Origin of the sequence: Lysinibacillus sp. FSL M8-0355 (genome assembly GCF_038008985.1) — a bacterium.
Classification (GTDB): Bacteria; Bacillota; Bacilli; order Bacillales_A; family Planococcaceae; genus Lysinibacillus; species Lysinibacillus fusiformis_D.
Genome location: NZ_JBBPAI010000001.1, coordinates 1,909,352 through 1,927,212, shown reverse-complemented (window position 1 = coordinate 1,927,212; position 17,861 = coordinate 1,909,352). Strand labels below are relative to the sequence as shown.

18 protein-coding genes are annotated in these 17,861 nt (G+C 40.0%); 2 read left to right on the top strand and 16 right to left on the bottom strand.

Annotated elements, in window-relative coordinates; translation table 11 throughout:
• Positions 1 to 2: 2 nt before the first annotated feature.
• From MKY46_RS09175 to MKY46_RS09165, 3 genes are read right to left on the bottom strand one after another with little or no spacing between them, the layout of a single operon-like run.
• Entirely contained in the window at positions 3 to 560 is a 558-nt protein-coding gene (locus MKY46_RS09175) for a hypothetical protein (RefSeq protein ID WP_340833986.1), read from the bottom strand.
• A 55-nt stretch (positions 561 to 615) separates the two neighbouring features.
• Positions 616 to 1,632 carry an inorganic phosphate transporter gene (locus MKY46_RS09170; protein ID WP_058843727.1) on the bottom strand — a complete coding sequence of 339 codons (1,017 nt, stop codon included), beginning with the start codon at positions 1,630 to 1,632 and terminating at the stop codon, positions 616 to 618.
• A 15-nt stretch (positions 1,633 to 1,647) separates the two neighbouring features.
• Positions 1,648 to 2,268 carry a DUF47 domain-containing protein gene (locus MKY46_RS09165; RefSeq protein WP_004229078.1) on the bottom strand — a complete coding sequence of 207 codons (621 nt, stop codon included), beginning with the start codon at positions 2,266 to 2,268 and terminating at the stop codon, positions 1,648 to 1,650.
• Positions 2,269 to 2,796: 528 nt separating this feature from the next.
• Here MKY46_RS09165 and nhaC point away from each other — a divergent pair.
• The gene (nhaC, locus tag MKY46_RS09160) at positions 2,797 to 4,179 is read left to right on the top strand and encodes a Na+/H+ antiporter NhaC (RefSeq protein ID WP_036117219.1); all 1,383 of its coding nucleotides are present in this window, start codon (positions 2,797 to 2,799) and stop codon (positions 4,177 to 4,179) included.
• 50 nt (positions 4,180 to 4,229) lie between these two features.
• On the opposite strand, the gene MKY46_RS09155 is transcribed toward nhaC, so the two are convergent.
• Together MKY46_RS09155 and MKY46_RS09150 are read right to left on the bottom strand one after the other, a co-directional pair.
• On the bottom strand, positions 4,230 to 4,676 hold the full coding sequence (locus tag MKY46_RS09155; protein WP_340833983.1) for a PH domain-containing protein: 447 nt from the start codon (positions 4,674 to 4,676) through the stop codon (positions 4,230 to 4,232).
• A 252-nt stretch (positions 4,677 to 4,928) separates the two neighbouring features.
• The gene (locus MKY46_RS09150; RefSeq protein WP_036117214.1) at positions 4,929 to 5,663 is read right to left on the bottom strand and encodes an urease accessory protein UreH domain-containing protein; all 735 of its coding nucleotides are present in this window, start codon (positions 5,661 to 5,663) and stop codon (positions 4,929 to 4,931) included.
• Between the two features lie 230 nt (positions 5,664 to 5,893).
• Between MKY46_RS09150 and MKY46_RS09145 the strand changes: the two genes are divergently transcribed.
• Positions 5,894 to 6,661: a sporulation protein gene (locus MKY46_RS09145; protein ID WP_036117212.1), complete on the top strand. Its 768-nt coding sequence runs from the start codon at positions 5,894 to 5,896 to the stop codon at positions 6,659 to 6,661.
• A 301-nt stretch (positions 6,662 to 6,962) separates the two neighbouring features.
• On the opposite strand, the gene ptsP is transcribed toward MKY46_RS09145, so the two are convergent.
• The 11 genes from ptsP to MKY46_RS09090 form a co-directional block, all read right to left on the bottom strand.
• Positions 6,963 to 8,675, bottom strand: coding sequence for a phosphoenolpyruvate--protein phosphotransferase (ptsP, locus tag MKY46_RS09140; RefSeq protein WP_036117210.1), 1,713 nt, complete (start codon positions 8,673 to 8,675; stop codon positions 6,963 to 6,965).
• Positions 8,672 to 8,938 carry an HPr family phosphocarrier protein gene (locus MKY46_RS09135; protein WP_036117208.1) on the bottom strand — a complete coding sequence of 89 codons (267 nt, stop codon included), beginning with the start codon at positions 8,936 to 8,938 and terminating at the stop codon, positions 8,672 to 8,674. Before MKY46_RS09135 ends, ptsP begins: the two co-directional genes overlap by 4 nt.
• On the bottom strand, positions 8,938 to 9,639 hold the full coding sequence (locus tag MKY46_RS09130; protein ID WP_036117207.1) for a glucosamine-6-phosphate deaminase: 702 nt from the start codon (positions 9,637 to 9,639) through the stop codon (positions 8,938 to 8,940). Before MKY46_RS09130 ends, MKY46_RS09135 begins: the two co-directional genes overlap by 1 nt.
• A gap of 24 nt (positions 9,640 to 9,663) precedes the next feature.
• Positions 9,664 to 10,374 carry a sugar isomerase domain-containing protein gene (locus MKY46_RS09125; RefSeq protein WP_036117204.1) on the bottom strand — a complete coding sequence of 237 codons (711 nt, stop codon included), beginning with the start codon at positions 10,372 to 10,374 and terminating at the stop codon, positions 9,664 to 9,666.
• A 72-nt stretch (positions 10,375 to 10,446) separates the two neighbouring features.
• The gene (gene nagA / locus MKY46_RS09120; RefSeq protein ID WP_036117232.1) at positions 10,447 to 11,598 is read right to left on the bottom strand and encodes an N-acetylglucosamine-6-phosphate deacetylase; all 1,152 of its coding nucleotides are present in this window, start codon (positions 11,596 to 11,598) and stop codon (positions 10,447 to 10,449) included.
• Positions 11,599 to 11,698: 100 nt separating this feature from the next.
• Entirely contained in the window at positions 11,699 to 13,645 is a 1,947-nt protein-coding gene (gene nagE / locus MKY46_RS09115) for an N-acetylglucosamine-specific PTS transporter subunit IIBC (protein ID WP_036117202.1), read from the bottom strand.
• A 177-nt stretch (positions 13,646 to 13,822) separates the two neighbouring features.
• Positions 13,823 to 14,764, bottom strand: coding sequence for an ABC transporter permease (locus tag MKY46_RS09110; protein WP_036117201.1), 942 nt, complete (start codon positions 14,762 to 14,764; stop codon positions 13,823 to 13,825).
• Entirely contained in the window at positions 14,742 to 15,662 is a 921-nt protein-coding gene (locus tag MKY46_RS09105; protein WP_036117199.1) for an ABC transporter ATP-binding protein, read from the bottom strand. The genes MKY46_RS09110 and MKY46_RS09105 overlap by 23 nt, the downstream gene beginning before the upstream one ends.
• Before the next feature lie 193 nt (positions 15,663 to 15,855).
• Positions 15,856 to 16,548 carry an ABC transporter ATP-binding protein gene (locus MKY46_RS09100; RefSeq protein ID WP_036117197.1) on the bottom strand — a complete coding sequence of 231 codons (693 nt, stop codon included), beginning with the start codon at positions 16,546 to 16,548 and terminating at the stop codon, positions 15,856 to 15,858.
• A gap of 10 nt (positions 16,549 to 16,558) precedes the next feature.
• Positions 16,559 to 16,915 (bottom strand): GntR family transcriptional regulator, encoded by a 357-nt coding sequence (locus MKY46_RS09095; protein WP_036117195.1) that lies wholly within the window; start codon positions 16,913 to 16,915, stop codon positions 16,559 to 16,561.
• Positions 16,912 to 17,697: a hypothetical protein gene (locus MKY46_RS09090; protein WP_230593740.1), complete on the bottom strand. Its 786-nt coding sequence runs from the start codon at positions 17,695 to 17,697 to the stop codon at positions 16,912 to 16,914. Before MKY46_RS09090 ends, MKY46_RS09095 begins: the two co-directional genes overlap by 4 nt.
• Between the last annotated feature and the right edge of the window lie 164 nt (positions 17,698 to 17,861).

The following is a 17,861-nucleotide window of genomic DNA, read 5'->3' as shown; positions in this document are numbered from 1 at the left end:
CCTTAGAGAGAATCCGCTCCTCGCACAAGTAGGAATGTTCCCAGCATTTTACTAGGTGTAATCTTTACTTTGCACGTTGTATCCACCGCTATGTTCAGGCTATCCTCTGCTTTGAGCGTTCTATCCTCCGCTTTTCTCGTTCTATCCTCCACTTTGCTCTTCCTATCCACTTCCTCTCCGCTATCCTCCATTCTGCTCTCGCTATCCTCCACTTTAAGCGTTCTATCCTCCGCTTTTCTCGTTCTATCCTCCACTTTGCTCTTCCTATCCACTTCCTCTTCTCTATCCTGCTTTCTTCTCTCGCTATCCTCCACTTTAAGCGTTCTTTCCACTACTTTCCTCGTTCTATCCTCCACTTTAAGCGTTCTATCCACCGCTTTTCTCGTTCTATCCTCCACTTTGCTCTTGCTATCCACTTCCTCTTCTCTATCCTGCTTTCTTCTCTCGCTATCCTCCACTTTAAGCGTTGTATCCTCCACTTTTCTCGTTCTATCCTCCACTTTGCTCTTGCTATCCACTTCCTCTCCTTTATCCTGTTTCTTGCTCTCGCTATCCTTCACTTATCTACGCTAATAAAAAAAGAATGCACAATTGCTGTGCATTCCTCTTATCGTACTAGAAAAATAAACTTAAAAAATAGTAAATCAAGGCTGCCATAACGGCTGAGATTGGCATTGTGATGACCCAAGTTGTGACGATTTTGCGTGCCATGCCCCATTTAACGCCTTTGACGCGGTGCGCTGTTCCTACACCCATGATGGATGAAGAAATAACATGTGTTGTAGATACTGGTAAGTGGATCAACGTCGCACCAAAGATGATAGAAGCAGAAGCTAAATCTGCCGCTACTCCATTTACTGGGCGGATTTTCATAATCTTACCACCAACTGTTTTGATGATTTTATAGCCACCTACAGATGTACCAAGACCCATCGCTGTTGCTGCTGCAAAACGTACCCAGAATGGGATATCGTCCCCATGGTGTAGGCCGCCCGCGATTAGAGCTAGTGTAATAATCCCCATCGCTTTTTGAGCATCATTTGTTCCGTGTGTAAAAGATTGTAAGGCAGCTGTCCCAATTTGCATGGTACGGAAGCCTTTATTTGTGCGATATAAATTCATATCTTTGAAGATAATCTTCAATATTGTCATCATTAGGAAACCAGCTGCGAATGCTAGCAATGGTGAAAAAATAAGTGCTTGAAGAATTTTAATAAACCCAGCATAGTTCAAAATATCAAATCCTGCAGCGGCAATGGCTGCGCCTGCAACAGAACCAATTAATGTATGAGAAGAACTGGATGGAATCCCAAAGTACCATGTTAACAAGTTCCATGTGATGGCAGATAATAAAGCTGCTAAAATCACTACAGAACCTGTAATATCGCCGTCATAGGCATTTAAAGTAAACGGGTCCACAATATCCTTTGTTAATGCTTTCGCTACCCCAACGAAGGTAATGGCTCCGACGAAGTTCATTACCGCTGCCATGTAAACCGCAGTACGTGGCTTTAAGGCACGGGTTGATACAGAAGTGGCAATGGCATTTGCTGTATCATGGAAGCCGTTAATAAAATCGAACACAAGTGCGAAAATAACGACTAGTATGGTGATTAATAATATCGTATCCATTTCGTACACTCCATCTTACGCATTACGCATAATTATTGTTTCAATTGTATTAGCTACTGTTTGACAGCTATCGGCAATATCTTCAAATTGCTCATAAATATCCTTGAAAACAATCAGACGCATTGGATCTTTTTCTTGGATAAATAACTGTTTCATGGAAGAACGGAAAATTTCATCACATTCACGTTCATTATCTTTAATTTGAATAGCATGTTTACGCATTTCTACAAGCTTTTTACTATTTAACAGTTCCATGGCTTGTACCATTTCATCTGTGCTTTTTGCAATATATGTGAGGAATTGGCGCATTGGCTCAGTCACTTCCGTTAAGTTGTACATATTGAAGTGAGCAATACAGCCCTCCATTCCGTCAATCACATCATCTAGCTTATTCGCTAATGCTAAAATATCCTCACGCTCGATAGGCGTCATAAAAGATTTATTTAGCATCACAATAAGTTCATGAATTAGTTTATCGCCACTTGTTTCATATTGCTTCATTGTATCGGCAATTTCTTTTAACGCATCTATATCTTGAATGCGAGCATTATGTGCATAATAAATACCTTCATTCACGTTTTTTGCGATTTTTAATAATGACTGAAAAAATGGATCTTGCTTATTTGAGTTGAACATCCTGTTCCTCCTGTGAAATAAATATTGTCGATTTCTGAATCATCATAACAAAACATTTACACAATTCAACAAAATTTTAAACATGCAGATGTTGATTTTACAAAAATGTAATATAAATTTTGCCACATTTATTTTTAAGCTGTTTTTCAAGTTGCAAACGTTGGAAATCAAATATTAAAAATCACCGTTTTTTCTTTAAATATAACCGTTTTTTCTGTTATTTTTATAAAAATACTTGAAATAAACTTTTTTTCGCTTATTTGTTTATGATGTGAAATGTTAAGGAATTGTAAACGAAATTTACATGAAAATGCTGGAATTTCATTGTTATTTTTTGTATTTTATCGTACGCGCAAACGTATTCCTTCTTGTTATGCTCGTCCTTAGAGTTGCTTATACAATAAATGCATGAAAACATGCGGGCCTTCTGTTTTCAGTCAATTGACAAAAAATATTAGCGTGCTATAATACTTTTGGGCTTCACCGCATTGAAGCGCAGAAGTATTTATTCGTATTAGGAGGATTCACATGTTTCGAATAGAAGCAAAGAGTAACCCTCGATTTATAGAGGCATTCTTTATTATACTGTTAATTATTATCACAATGGCTTATAGTATTGGCTATTTAAAAGCAGCACCCCACATCCCGATTTTTTTAGTGATTGCCATTTTGCTGGCTTATGGGTTATGGAAGAAAGTATCTTTTCGTGACCTGGAAGGCGGTATGATTGCTGGTGCTAGTGCTGGACTTGGTGCCGTTTTTATTTTCTTCTTCATTGGTATTTTAATTTCGAGCTGGATTATGGGTGGAACGATCCCAACGCTCATCTACTATGGTTTTTTAACCGTTTCACCGAACTTTTTCTTTGCGATTGTTTTCCTTATATGTAGCATCGTCGGCATCTCTGTTGGGAGCTCGTTAACAACGGTGGCAACAGTTGGTGTGGCATTTATGGGCATTGCTGGTGCGATGGACATTTCATTAACGATCACGGCTGGAGCGATTGTTTCTGGTGCCTTCTTTGGTGATAAAATGTCTCCTTTATCGGATACAACCAATCTTGCTTCAGGTACGGTTGGTGTAGATCTTTTTGAGCATATTAAAAATATGGGCTGGACCACTATTCCTGCTTTCATCATTTCCTTTGTGCTGTACGCTATTTTATCGCCATCTGGTGCTTCAACATCGTTTGAGACTGTGGAGCAATTTAAAGACGGATTACTGTCGACAGGATTGATTCATTGGTATACATTATTGCCAATTGTTGTCCTTGTAATCATGACCTTTTATAAAGCACCTGCTGTCATTACTTTGGCAGTCGTATCCATTATCGGTGTAGGTCTTTCCTATATGCTTGACCCGTTACCAGCTGCAGATGTTTTCAAAATTCTCTTTGATGGCTATGTCTCTCAAACTGGTAATGAGGAAGTAGATGCCTTGCTAACGCGTGGTGGCATGAATAGTATGCTCTTTACAATCGCCCTTGTCTTACTTGCTTTAACAATGGGTGGATTATTATTTACACTCGGCATTATTCAAAGTATTTTAGGGAAAGTTGAAAGCTTATTTAAAAGTGCTGGCTCCGTTATAACAGGTGCTGCGATTACGGGCATTGGTGTCAATACATTAATCGGTGAGCAGTATTTATCCATTCTGTTAACTGGTGAAGCCTTTAAAGCGCAATTTGCCAAGGTAGGTCTTGCGCCGAAAAACCTTTCTCGTGTCATGGAGGATGCTGGTACGGTCGTCAATCCGCTAGTCCCTTGGAGTGTTTGTGGTATTTTCATCACAAGTGTCCTCGGTATCTCCACACTGGATTATCTACCCTTCACCTTCTTCTGCTTACTAGGTCCCATTCTAACGATTATTTTTGGTTGGAGCGGCAAAACGTTAACAAAGCTTGATCAATAACAAAAGGTAGCTGATCAACACATCAGCTACCTTTTTTAACTTATCTAGCATTACTTGAAATGTTGGGCTTGTGGAATCTGTACATGGGGACATCGCTTTGTTAGCTCACTAAGAAATGCCCATTTATCCTGTGGCAACATCTTTACACTCCCTTGAGCTGGCGTTTGATAGAAAAGTTCTAATCCCTTATCAGCTGTAGAAATCTGATAACCCGTAAATTCGGCAGTTGTAGGAGCAATCTTTGTGATGCCTTGGTATGGGATTTTACTTTTAAATGGACCACTTTTCACTAATAGATATTCTTCATCAAAAACAAACTGAATAGATGTGGCGTACCACCAGACGACGCTTGCTGAAAGAATAAAACATACCGACATAATCATGACCATTAAAGATGTTGCGAAGGGCCACAGTGCCATAGCCGCCATGAGCCAGACCATTAAGAAGCTCAATATAACCGGAACCTTGTTTACTTTTGCAGGATATACCATAACCATTCATCTCCCTTTCACTCAACCATCTTATTAGTAATTACCATGAAGAGACTAATCGGTATATTGCCAGCATCTGCATACGCAAAGATGATGACGTGATATGGTGAAAAACTAAATTTCGTTGCCAAATTGGGTATATGTTTAATCGAAAATCTAGCTCTGCAAAAATCGAGTATATTGTAAGATGTCACTTTGGCACGGACGATTTACCTTATTGTTTCCAAGCAAAAACACTCGGCTATGTTCTCTTTATCCTTATAATCCCCAATATGTAATCGTGTCTATCATGCCGACTAATAGTAATAATAAACCAGCAATCATTTGCATACTTCTCCCCATCTTCATGCTTGTCCTTACAATAAGACGTTTGGCATTAAAAACATATAGCAAGAGGAGCATGATTATAAGCGGTACAGCCGTTGCCACGCCAAAAATACTTGGTAGGATGAAGCCATAGGAAGTGCTTGCTACAACGGGCATGAGCCACACAAAGAACAAGACAAACATGGTCGGACAAAAGGCAATCGAAAAACTAGCACCCATCAAAAAGGCACCCAATTTCCCTTCTTTTACTATAGGTGGTAATTTCGATGACAAGCGTTGCAGAAAGGTGAATTTTACTAAACCGATTAGCACGAATCCTGTTAATAGCAGCATTGGTCCGATTGCCTGACGAAAGATTGGAAAATATAGCGTCATCTTCGTTTCAAACGATTGACCCAACAGCCAAGCTAGCAGTCCAAGCCCACTAAAAACAACCACTTTGCCCATCATAAAAAACATAATCTCCTGCAAAATACTGCTCCTATGAAGCGTTCGACTGCCATAAAACGTAATGGCACTCATATTCCCTGTTATTTGACATGGAGCAAGTGCACCTATCAAGCCAAGCAGAACGGCCATCATCCATGCAGAATGCTCATAGCCATGTAATAATTGCGTAATTGGCTCACTAATAAACTGACTAATGGTGGACATCACACTATACATTTCAACACCCTCTATCTTTCATCATTAGGAAGACCTACATTCATTTAGTATAAAAGCTAAATATGAATAATCGGTGCAGAAATCATTACTTACCTTAGTATTCTTACAAAAACAACACGCATTTAAAAATTTCATTTTCCAACTAGTATAGCGAAAAATTTGCCAGTCTTGAAACCTTTTTTCAACACGAGCGTATGTATAGCTAACCATGTCAGTAGGAGGAATGAAAGATGTCTTTTTTTCATAAAGCATTAGCAAGTTTTGGAATAGGTGCAGCAACAGTGGATACAAGATTGGCAAAGGATACTTATCGCGCTGGAGAGGTTATGCAGGGGGAAATCATCGTGCGTGGCGGTCAAATTGACCAACAAGTTGATGCTATTTATCTGTCAGTTAATACGACCTATATTCGCGAGTCCAATGATCATAAACATACAGAGGTTGCTGCTCTACAAAAAGTCAAAGTAACAGAGCCTTTCACACTGGCGGCTGGTGAAGAAAAGGCCTTTCCTATTTCGATAACACTGCCATTTGAAACACCGATTAGTGCTGGTAAAACACAGGTTTGGATTCAAACGGGCCTTGATATTAAAAATGCTGTCGATCCAAGTGATAAGGATTATATTCGTGTGGAGCCAACAACGCTTGCAGGGCATATATTGGATACAATTCAAGGCCTAGGTTTCCGTTTACGGGAAGCTGAATGCGAACAAGCCCCTTCCCGCTTCCGTGGCTACTATCCATTTGTACAGGAATTTGAATTTGTACCAACTGGACAATATAGAGGGCATTTAGATGAGCTGGAAATCGTTTTCCTCTCCCAGTCTAATCATTCAGCGGAAATTTTAATGCAAATTGATCGCAAGGTAAGAGGCATTGGTAGCTTTTTTGCAGAGGCATTAGATATGGATGAACGCTATGTCAGAACAACGATTACGATGCATGACCTACCGACACTGCAAGCTAAGCTTCAGCAAATCATTTCAAAACATGCATAATTCACTAAAAAAGTAGTTGAAGCTTATCTTCAGCTGCTTTTTATTTAAATTCTATTTAGAATAGAACTATTATGAAAGGTAAAAAACTACTTATTTTATTGATGTTATGTCTAATCCTTTCTCGATTATTTTGGTAGCATGGTTGATTAGAGTGCAATATAACTTCTACGTGCTCATTGGAAAGGACCCTGGTGGAACGGAAATCGACCCCTAGCCTTGCTATAATGTTTTTAATGTTATTTTTTAACAACATAAACCCATCTACCATAATTGTGTATAGGTAGATGGGTTTTGGTCTATCTTATTTCACAGCCTGCTTTACTTTTTCCAGCACTTCCTCGGCTGTTGCTAATTGGAGGGCTTGTGCTGCTAAAGCTTGCATTTCTGTGGCAGATAATTGCTTCAGTAAGGAGCGTGTTTTTAAAATAGATGTAGCACTCATGGAGAATTCATCTAAGCCTAATCCTAGCAATAGTGGAACAGCAAACTCATCGCCTGCCATTTCACCACACATCCCTACCCATTTTTGTTCTTTATGGGCAGCTTCGATAATCATTTGAATTAAGCGTAAAATGGCTGGGTTATACGGTTGATATAAATAAGAAACCTTTTCATTCATACGATCCGCAGCCATTGTATATTGAATTAAATCATTGGTACCAATGGAGAAGAAATCCACTTCTTTCGCAAAGATGTCTGCCATTACTGCTGTGGCTGGAATTTCAACCATCATTCCGATTTCAATGTCTGAGCTTACAGCAATACATGCCGCTACAAGCTTTTCTTTTTCTTCCAGCAAAATGGCTTTTGCCTCCCGAAATTCTTGGATGGTCGCAATCATTGGGAACATAATTTTTAAGTTACCATATACAGAAGCCCGTAATAAAGCGCGTAATTGTGTACGGAATAGCTCTTGTTGCTCTAAGCATAGACGAATGGCACGATGACCGAGAAATGGGTTCATTTCTTCTTGCAATGGCAAATATGGTAAGTGTTTGTCACCACCGATATCCAGTGTTCGAATAACTACTGGCTTACCCTTCATTCCTTCAATGACTGTTTTGTATGCGGTGAATTGTTCGTCCTCTGATGGCAAGTTTTCTCGACCCATATATAAAAACTCTGTACGATACAGGCCAATTCCTTCAGCACCATGACGCAGCACACCGTCCAAATCACTTGGTGATCCAATATTCGCAGCTAGTTCAACATGTACGCCATCCTTGGACACAGTTTGTTCGTTTACTAATGTAGACCACTCCGCCTGTTGTGTACGATAATATTGTGCCTTTTCTTGATAATTAACAATGACATCTGCTGTTGGATTTACAAGCACTTGACCAGATAAACCATCGACGATTAACCAATCGCCATCTTGAATCGTTGTCGTTGCCGTCCCTGCCCCTACGACTGCTGGAATTTCTAACGAGCGTGCCATGATGGCTGAATGGGATGTACGACCACCGATATCCGTAATAAAACCAAGGACATAATTACGGTCTAATTGGGCTGTCTCTGAAGGGGTCAAATCATTCGCAACAATAATCACCTGTTCGTTAATACTGCTTGGATTTGGAATATGTACATCGAGCAAATGTGCTAATATGCGGTTTGTCACATCTTTAATATCGGATGCACGCTCACTCATGTATTCGTTGTCCATACCTTCAAATAATGCCACAAACATAGACGATACTTCATGTAAGGCATACTCTGCGTTAACCGCCTCATCTGCAATTTTTTGGTTGATCGGCCCAATTAATTCTGGATCATTCACCACTAATAAATGCGCCTCAAAAATCGCAGCCTCTTCAGCACTAAATTTTTTCAATGTTTGCTGTTGAATGACCACCAGCTCTTGCTCTGCTTTGGCAAGAGCGGCTGCTAAACGTTGTTGCTCAGCCTCGATATCTTGAACCGTTGTTTTCGTGAATGTTAAATCTGGTTGGACAAAACAATATGCTTTGGCAATGGCAATGCCGTCTGAAGCGGCAATACCAGTGAGTTGTGTCATTGTGCAAGCCCCATTTCTGTTATGAGTGTCGTTAAAGCTGTTAATGCTTGCTCTTCATCTTCCCCATCTACAACAAGTGTAAATTGTGAGCCTTGCTTCAAGGCTAATCCCATCACACCTAAAATGGATTTTAAATTAGCTGCTTTTTCTTCTGTACGCACTTCAATTGATGAAGTAAATGGTGTTGCTTTTGCCACAAGTTGGCTTGCTGGACGTGCATGAATTCCTAAAGGATCGACTACTGTAAATTGTTGTGTTTTCATTATATATTCTCCTCTTCTTGTAAGTCTGTCAAAATGATAACGTTTGGGTGTTTGGACAACACACTTGCTGGAACATCTTCTGTATAATCAGATGCCAGCATGCGCTCTAAAACCTCACGCTTAGTTTCTCCCACTGCGATTAACAAAATGCACTTTGCACGCATAATTGATTGAATCCCCATCGTGAATGCCTGTGTCGGCACCTCATCAATGGATGAAAAAAAACGAGCATTGGCTTGACGAGTAGATTCTTCCAATGTGACAAGATGCGTCAAGGAAGCAAATGACGTGCCTGGTTCATTAAAGCCGATATGACCATTTTGACCAATCCCAAGCAATTGGAAGTCTAAGGGATACTGTTGCAGTAAGGCTTCATAGCGAGCTACCTCCACTAAAGGATCTGCTGCTAGACCATTTGGTAAATAGAATGCTCGAAATGGTTTTTGCTGAAATAAATGTTTGTTCATATAATAGGCATAGCTTTGCTCGTGAGTTGCCTCAAGCCCCACATATTCATCTAAATTAAAGCTAATGCAATGTGAAAAATCGAGATCTGTTTTGCAGATTTTAGCATATAACGGTTCCATTGTTCCACCAGTAGCCAATCCAAAAGTTATCGCCCCATTATTTTTAGCTTCAACGATTGTTGTCACGGCTTGTGCATATAAATCATCAATTGAGGAAAATCTTTTTAATCTCACCGTTCATCCTCCTTCATTCGTGCCTTAAAAATGAATACGCTGACCATATTGATCAATGAGCGCATCGTTATTATTTTTACCTAGATTATTGCTACCAAACACTGGTATATTTGCACCCTGTTCATGCATTAGCTCAATAATTTGTGCGAATAAAGCATTTAATAATGTCGCACCTAAGACGGTGGACACAGGTGCATATTGCAACTGATTAACAGTTAACACACCATCCCCTAATGGAACATGCGTATTCAATACTTCATCGACCACATGCTCTAAACGCTTGCCTGATGGATGTCGTGATGGCTGTTGCTGATACTCCAGTGATTGCAGGGATATGGTTAAAGCACCCGCTTCCTTAGCGTAGATAGCCATATCAATTGGTGCTGGATTATTGGCAGATGTCGAAATGATGATACAAACATCGTGGTCATCAAACTGTAGCTGATCCTTATATGAGGCTAAAAATGCCTGTTTTTTTTCATTTTGCGAGGATTGCCGTGCACCCTGATGCAGCATTAACGATTCAATGTGTATCGGTTTAACAGGCACTAAGCCACCCGCTCTGTAATAACATTCCTGTGCTAATAACATGGAATGACCAGAGCCGAACAGCTGGATAATGCCTCCCTTTGTGAGACGTTCAACAATTTGCTGGGCAACATGTCTAATTTGTTCACTTTCCTGCTGTGCCACCATTGTTAAATATCGATTGACTTGTTGAAAATAGGTATTCATGTTCTATCACCTTTTCATTTCGATCGTTCCATGCTAGATGTTTGCATGCCTTCTGACGTTAACGGTCATCGCCTATTGCATGGCATCATATAAGACCTTGCCTGCCTTAATTGTTTGATAAAGCTTTAAATGTTCATCCATAATCACAGCATCTGCATCATAGCCTTGCACAAGCTGCCCTTTATTGTTTAATTTCAATTGCTGAGCAGCATTGAAGCTTGACATTTTCACAAGCTCCTCCATTGTACATTTCGTAATATGACGCATATTTCGTATAGCTTGATCCATTTTTAAAATACTACCCGCTAAAGCACCGTTTGATAAATGAGCGCCCGCTTCAGTCACATGAACCATTTGGCCGCCTAAATCATACGCTCCATATGGCATACCCTTTGCGCGCATCGCATCAGTAATTAATATAAGACCGTCTGCTCCCTTTAACCGATAGGCCATTTCCACTGCCCCTTCATGCATATGAATAAAATCAACAATGAGCTCAGCCTTGATGGCATCTAGCAACAAGACGCCACCAACGACACCTGGGTCACGATGATGGAATGGACGCATTTGATTGTATAAATGTGTCCCCTGTGAAGCACCTAATTGAACCGCTTCTTGCATTTGCTCAAATGTTGCATCTGAATGACCAATCGATACGATGACACCGCTTGCAGAAATGCTTTGCACTGCTGCCATGCCATTCATTTCCTCTGGTGCTAGCGTAATTTGCTTAATTTTATGGCCACTTAATTCCTGCCATTTTGTCCATATAGCCATATCAAGCGGGACAATATAGTCAAGAGGTTGTGCTCCCGCCCGCTCTTTTGAAACAAATGGTCCTTCAATATGAAGCCCCAATATTTCCGCCTCATCTGACTGTGGCTGGAACTGTGCCACATTGGCAATGGCCCGCTCAATTTTGTCATAGCTTTGTGTCATAGTTGTTGCTAAAAAGCTTGTCGTACCTTCTTTGAGTAACGATTGTGCCATTATATGAAGTCCCTCATCTGAGGCATCCATTGTATCCATTTGAGCGGACCCATGAATATGCATATCAATAAATCCAGGCAATAAAAATTTCCCTGAACCATCTAGCTGTTCCACATGATTAACATTGAGCTGTGTAGCAATTTGTGCAATTTTGCCATCCTTCATCCACACATCCACTTGCTCATCTCGACCATTTGCGTTGACCACTGTGATGTTCCGAATTATTAAACTCAAGAAAAACATCTCCTCTTCTTGAACAAGGGCTGTTGAAAAGGTGTCCATTTGCCATTTCCTATTGCCTATGTGTAGCTTTTGCAAACAGCCCTATTTGTTGTTACTTTTTCATTGCAATAATATTGGTAGAGCCCGCTCGTTGATAGCCAGATTTTCCGAGTGTAATCTCTTGACCCATTAAACTTGTGAAAACAACTGGTGTGATCACAGAAGGTACTTGGTCTTTAATCTGATTGATATCAGCCTTTAAAAGCATATCTCCACGCTGAATTTTTTGACCATCCGTGACGAACAGGTCAAAGCCTTTACCATCAAGTTTGACTGTATCTAAACCAACATGAATTAATACTTCCAGACCTGCATCTGATTTCAAGCCAATCGCATGCTTCGTTGGGAAAATCATCACCACTTCCCCATCAAACGGTGCATAAACTGTGCCATCCATTGGACGAATACCAAACCCAGGACCCATCAACCCTGCCGAAAATGCCTCATCTGGCACTTCTGATAATGGCAATAAATCACCTGTCATGGGCATTTCAAAATCATGGAAGTTCGTTGTTTCATTTTTGACTGCTTCTTGCACTACAGGCTGTGCTGTTGGCACTTGTGTATTTGTAGGTGCTGGATTGCCTTTTTTCAAACGATCTTTGATAGCCTCTGCTAAAAACTCAACAGATGTACCAATAATCACTTGAACATTCGTTTTACTAATGCGCATTACCCCTCGTGCACCTGTTTGCTTCAATGTTTTTTCATCTACAACATTGGCATCCTGTACAGACAGTCGTAAGCGAGTTGTACAGTAATCCACTTGCTGAATGTTCTCTTTTCCACCTAATGCTTCAATTGTATAGTAGGCACGTAAATCAACATCGTCAGAAATGGCAGCATTTGCTTCTCCATCCTCTTCCTCGTCGTCTTCACGTCCAGGTGTTTTTAAGTCTAATTTTTTGATTAAGAAATAGAATACAACAAAGTAAATCGCACCAAAGCCTAAGCCTAAAGGCAGTAAGAGCAATGGTTTATCTGCTAGACCTAAGTTTAATAAATAGTCAATTAAACCTGCCGAGAATCCAAAGCCATCACGGAATCCAACGATATAGGCCACAGCGAGTGCTATACCTGTTAGTACAGCATGAATACCATATAGAACTGGTGATAAGAACATAAATGAAAACTCAATCGGTTCTGTAACACCTGTTAAAAAAGCTGTCAAAGCGATGGAAAAGAACATCCCACCAACAACAGGACGTTTTTCTTTTTTCGCTGCAAAGTACATCGCCAAACATGCTGCTGGTAAACCAAACATCATGATTGGGAAGAAACCAGCTTGGAAATGTCCAGCTGATGGGTCTCCCGCTAAGAAACGGTGGATGTCCCCTTTCACCACTTCGCCCGCAGCATTCGTAAATTCACCAAAATCAAACCAAATGACCGTGTTAATGACATGGTGTAAACCAACTGGAATTAATAGACGGTTGAAGAAACCATACATTCCAACACCAAGTGATCCTGCGCCAATCATCCAATTGCCGACAGAATCAATACCACCTTGAATTGGTGCCCACACAATCGCTAAAATACTAGCTAAAATCGCCATGATAATGGACGTAATAATCGGTACAAAGCGCCGTCCGCCAAAGAATGATAACCATTCTGGAAATTTCACATTATAATATTTGTTATATAATAAGCCTGCCGTAATACCGGCAATAATACCACCAAACACACCCATATTTAATTCTTCATTAACAGTTCCTAAAACGGCCACTAATACAAGATGAGCAATTGCACCTGCAAGTGCTGCGCCCCCACTGCTATCATGTGCAAATCCCATCGCAATCCCAATCGCAAAAATGATTGGTAAATTGCCAAGTATAGCATTGCCCGAAGCGGCCATAATACTAGCAATGTACTGGATTGCTTCATTCGGTACGGCTCCAAGCATATCCCCTGAACCTAAACGCAATAGTAATGCTGCTGCTGGTAATGTAGCGATTGGAAACATGAGAGACTTACCGATTTTTTGTAAGAAAGCAAACATTATTTATCCCCCTTTGGTATAGTTGTCTAGACCACTTTAGTAAAAAAAAAGCGTTTTCACTAAGTTGCTATTATTATAGGCGCAATTCAAAAAAAAATAAATACTTTTTTAATATTTCGTGTTGCCCAATAAAAAAACCGCACCCTAATTCAATTAGGGCACAGTTCTTATTTTAGATTATGCAGTTATATCACGTTTCATAAAGGTTGTATAACTAATCACAAGGAACAAGAATGCATAAACAGCAAGCACAGTTAAAGAGAAAGGCATCGTAACATCCGCAATCATGGAGCCACCACCATGTTCATACTGTGTTAAATCTGAATGCGTGAGCCAAATGTATTTGACAATGTCGTATCTACTCAAGAACATAACAATCATGCCACCTGTAAAGGAGAGGAACATCGTTAAACCAATCGCTAATGAGCTTGAACGGAACACCGAACCTACTAAAAAGGCAAATAATGTAGACATAACAAAATCACCACTAGAAAGTAGATAATGATACGCTAAATCCCCCCATACAGCCTTTTCAACTACTTGACCATTGACGATTTCTAATTCGACACCTGTTCCCATACCAAACAAGATCAAGCCCACAAGAGCGCTTACCACCACATTCACAGCATATAAGAATAAACCAAATAGGAAGGTTGACAGTAGTTTGGACGTTAACACTTTCGCACGAGACATCGGACGTGTTAACAGCATTTTAATCGTACCCGTTGAAAATTCGCTCGACACAATACTAGCCGCTGTAATGACCGTAAATAACGTAACAAGTGTAAGCATACCACTTGTAAAGGACATAAAGCTCGCAAAACTATTATCCTTTTGACTAGGCGCATCATTGGCTAAACGATATTCAGAAATAGCGATTTGCTCTTCATAACGGGCCTTATCTTCCTCCATTAAATCATCACTTGCAAGCATCTCCTTGTTCGCTTGGATTGCTTGCTGCTCGATCTCCTGCCAGGAGCCTTCATCTGTTGATTTTACTTCATAATATTTCATGATAGCACCAGGAACAAGAATAACAAGAATGAGCATCGCCACCATTGCCCAGGTTCCCTTTTTATGCCATAATTTCATCCACTCATTTTGAATTAGCTTCAGCAATTTGTCCGCCTCCAGTCATTTCTAAGAATTGATCCTCTAATGTTTTTTGATGTGGCTGTACAGCAAATAGTTGCATACCCGCTTGCACTAATTGAGTCGTCAATGCAGGAACATCCTCTTTCTTCATTTCCACTACATAGCCATCATTTTCAGCAACGAAATGGTAATCATGCTGTTCAAAATGAGCAGACAGCTGTTCTTTTGGCTGTGCCTCCACATAATAAAAGGATGAGCTTTCATTATGAATATCACGGAGGTCAATAAGTTGCCCATTTTGGATCACTGCCACGCGATCACACATTAACTCAATTTCAGATAATAAATGACTCGATACAAAAACGGATACGCCATCTTCAGAAGCAATCTTGCGCAGGTACATACGGAACTCACGAATACCAGCAGGGTCTAAGCCATTTGTTGGTTCATCTAAAATTAAAAACTTCGGTCGATGTAGCAGCGCCTGCGCTAATCCTAGTCGTTGGCGCATACCTAGTGAATACGTAGAAACCTTTTCATGTATACGATTTTCAAGACCCACCTGTTGAACGACCTCTTGAATTCGTTCTTTCGTCACGTTTTTATGCATACGTGCAAAATGGAGTAAATTTTTATAGCCTGACATAAATTTATACATCTCTGGATTTTCGACAATTACGCCAACCTTACTAATGGCTTCCTCATAATGCTCTTGTAGGGAAAGCCCATCAATAATGACATTGCCCTCTGTTGGATGCATCAGCCCGGTCATCATTCGTATGGTCGTTGTTTTCCCCGCTCCATTCGGTCCTAAAAATCCTGTAATCTGCCCTGGATATAAATCAATATTTAACTGTTGAATTAATTGCTTGCCTCGAATTGTTTTCGATAAATTTTGCAATTGTACAATTGGTTCTGTCATATTTTTTCACCCTTTCTTATCGATTTCGCCTTGGCGTAATGGCGTCCAGATTTTGATGGTACTTCTTCCACGATCAAAATCTATGACATCTGCCAGCGACTATATCCTCAATCAGTGGATGCTATTGAAGCAACACTGCTAAAAATGCTTACTGACGATCCTTTCTTCACTTTGAGAGATCGGTATCTTGTACTCAAAGACGATAAAATCCCTTCATCCACTCGACTGCGTCCTTATTCGCCACATCGCGTAAGGTTTCAACTTCTTCATAAGCCGTGATGGACCCCGCCTGCAATAAAATAATTTGATCTAAAATAGGTTCTACCTCATATAATTCATGTGTTGATAGCAAAATCGTTTGATTTTCGATATCTGTAAATTGAATTAAGCCCTTAATCAGCTGTTCTCTCACAATGGGATCAAGCCCAGCAAATGGCTCATCCATGACATAAAAAGGAACCTCTCGACCAAGCGTAGCAGCCATTTTCATCCGACCACGATTACCCTTTGATAATTGACGTAGCTTCGTATTTTTATCCACCTGTAAAAATTGTGCGACGATACAGGCCTTATCATAGGAAAAATCTTCAAATTGAGAGGCATAATACTGGAATAGCTGTTCGCCCGTATAATACTCAAAAAACAAATCAGTATCGGGTAAATAAGCAATTTGGTCCGCACTTCTACGTGTGACAGGCTTGCCATTCAGTGTGACTTTACCGGCAGAAGGTCGTAATAAACCCGCTAATACTTTCATTAGCGTAGATTTACCACTTCCATTTTCCCCTACAAGCCCAATGATTTGTCCAATCGGGAAGGAAAAGGATATATCCTGTAAAATCGGCTGTTTCTTATATTGAAAAGACACATTTGATAGCTCTAACATACCCTTCACCTCACGCTTTATTTTTCAAAACATCAAGCATTTCTTCCTTTGAAAAGCCTAATGCCTCAATCGATGTTAAAAAGTTTTCAGCTAGCTGATTTTTCATTTCTTCTCGTAATAATTCAATGCGTTCCTCATTGCTTGTAATAAATGTACCCTGACCTCGTTTGGTTTCCGTTATCTTCATCGCCTCTAACTCCTTATAGACACGTTGCACCGTATTGACATTCACACCTGTTTCAACTGCATATTCTCGAACGGACGGCAGTCGATCTCCCAGCCGTAACTTTCCCTTCAAAATGTCCCCACAAATTCGATCGACAAGCTGGCTATAAATCGGTTTATCACGTGAAAAATCCATTGTCATCGTAATACCACCTTTTCAAGCCATTTGGATGCTGCTAAAAAGAGCAGTAGCATGAATAATGTCATTGCCACTTCTTCGACAACATAAAACGAACCTAGCATCCATTCCATTGTCATCTCTTTCCCTTTTGGTAAGTACTGTTCGATATGGCGAAGCGAAACTTCTCCACGGAGGAAGATCGTTTGGTACAGCTCACTTTCCGTCATTCGCACCCAACCAGCTGTCGTTAAATAAAATGCAGCCATTGTCAGCACAATCGAAAAACGTCCTATTACGCGCTTCAACTGCAAATAAAAAGCTAAAAAGAATAAAAGAAGGATAAATAGCATTAATTGGAAAATCATTAACACAATAACAACTAATACCAAAGTCAATAAAATTTGTCCAGTACTTACAATCAGTTCATCTTTAATATTGTAGATGGCTATACTCGTAAAAAGTGTATTGAAGAGGACATAGCCTATTAACGAGCAAACCAACTTTGCACCGATAAGCTTCGTGATAGAGCTTGTTGAATGTAACCAGCTCTCCTTTGCTTTAATATCCAAACGCAACGTCGCTAAAAATTGTAAGACAGAATAAAATCCGCCTAGAACAAGGACGAGCATCGTAAAGGCAAATGCTAGTTGATTCTCATGCGCAAAAAGATCAACATATTGATGTAACACATAGGGAACGATCCAAGATAACATGAGACCAATAAATATCCCCACTAGAAACCATGATCGGTAAAGTACCCATTCTTTTTTTAAAAGCCCTGCAAAACTTTTCAACCTCAACACCTCATGTCATAGTGTACTAGTCAAATAGTACACTATGACTTTTTAATTTTCAAGTGGCAAATACAAGAAAAAGGAAAAAACTTTTTCTTTAGGTCTGTCCTTTTAAAAAGCCTTCCATTCCTTTATTCTTTTGCAATATGAATGAATATTTGATTGAATGAACG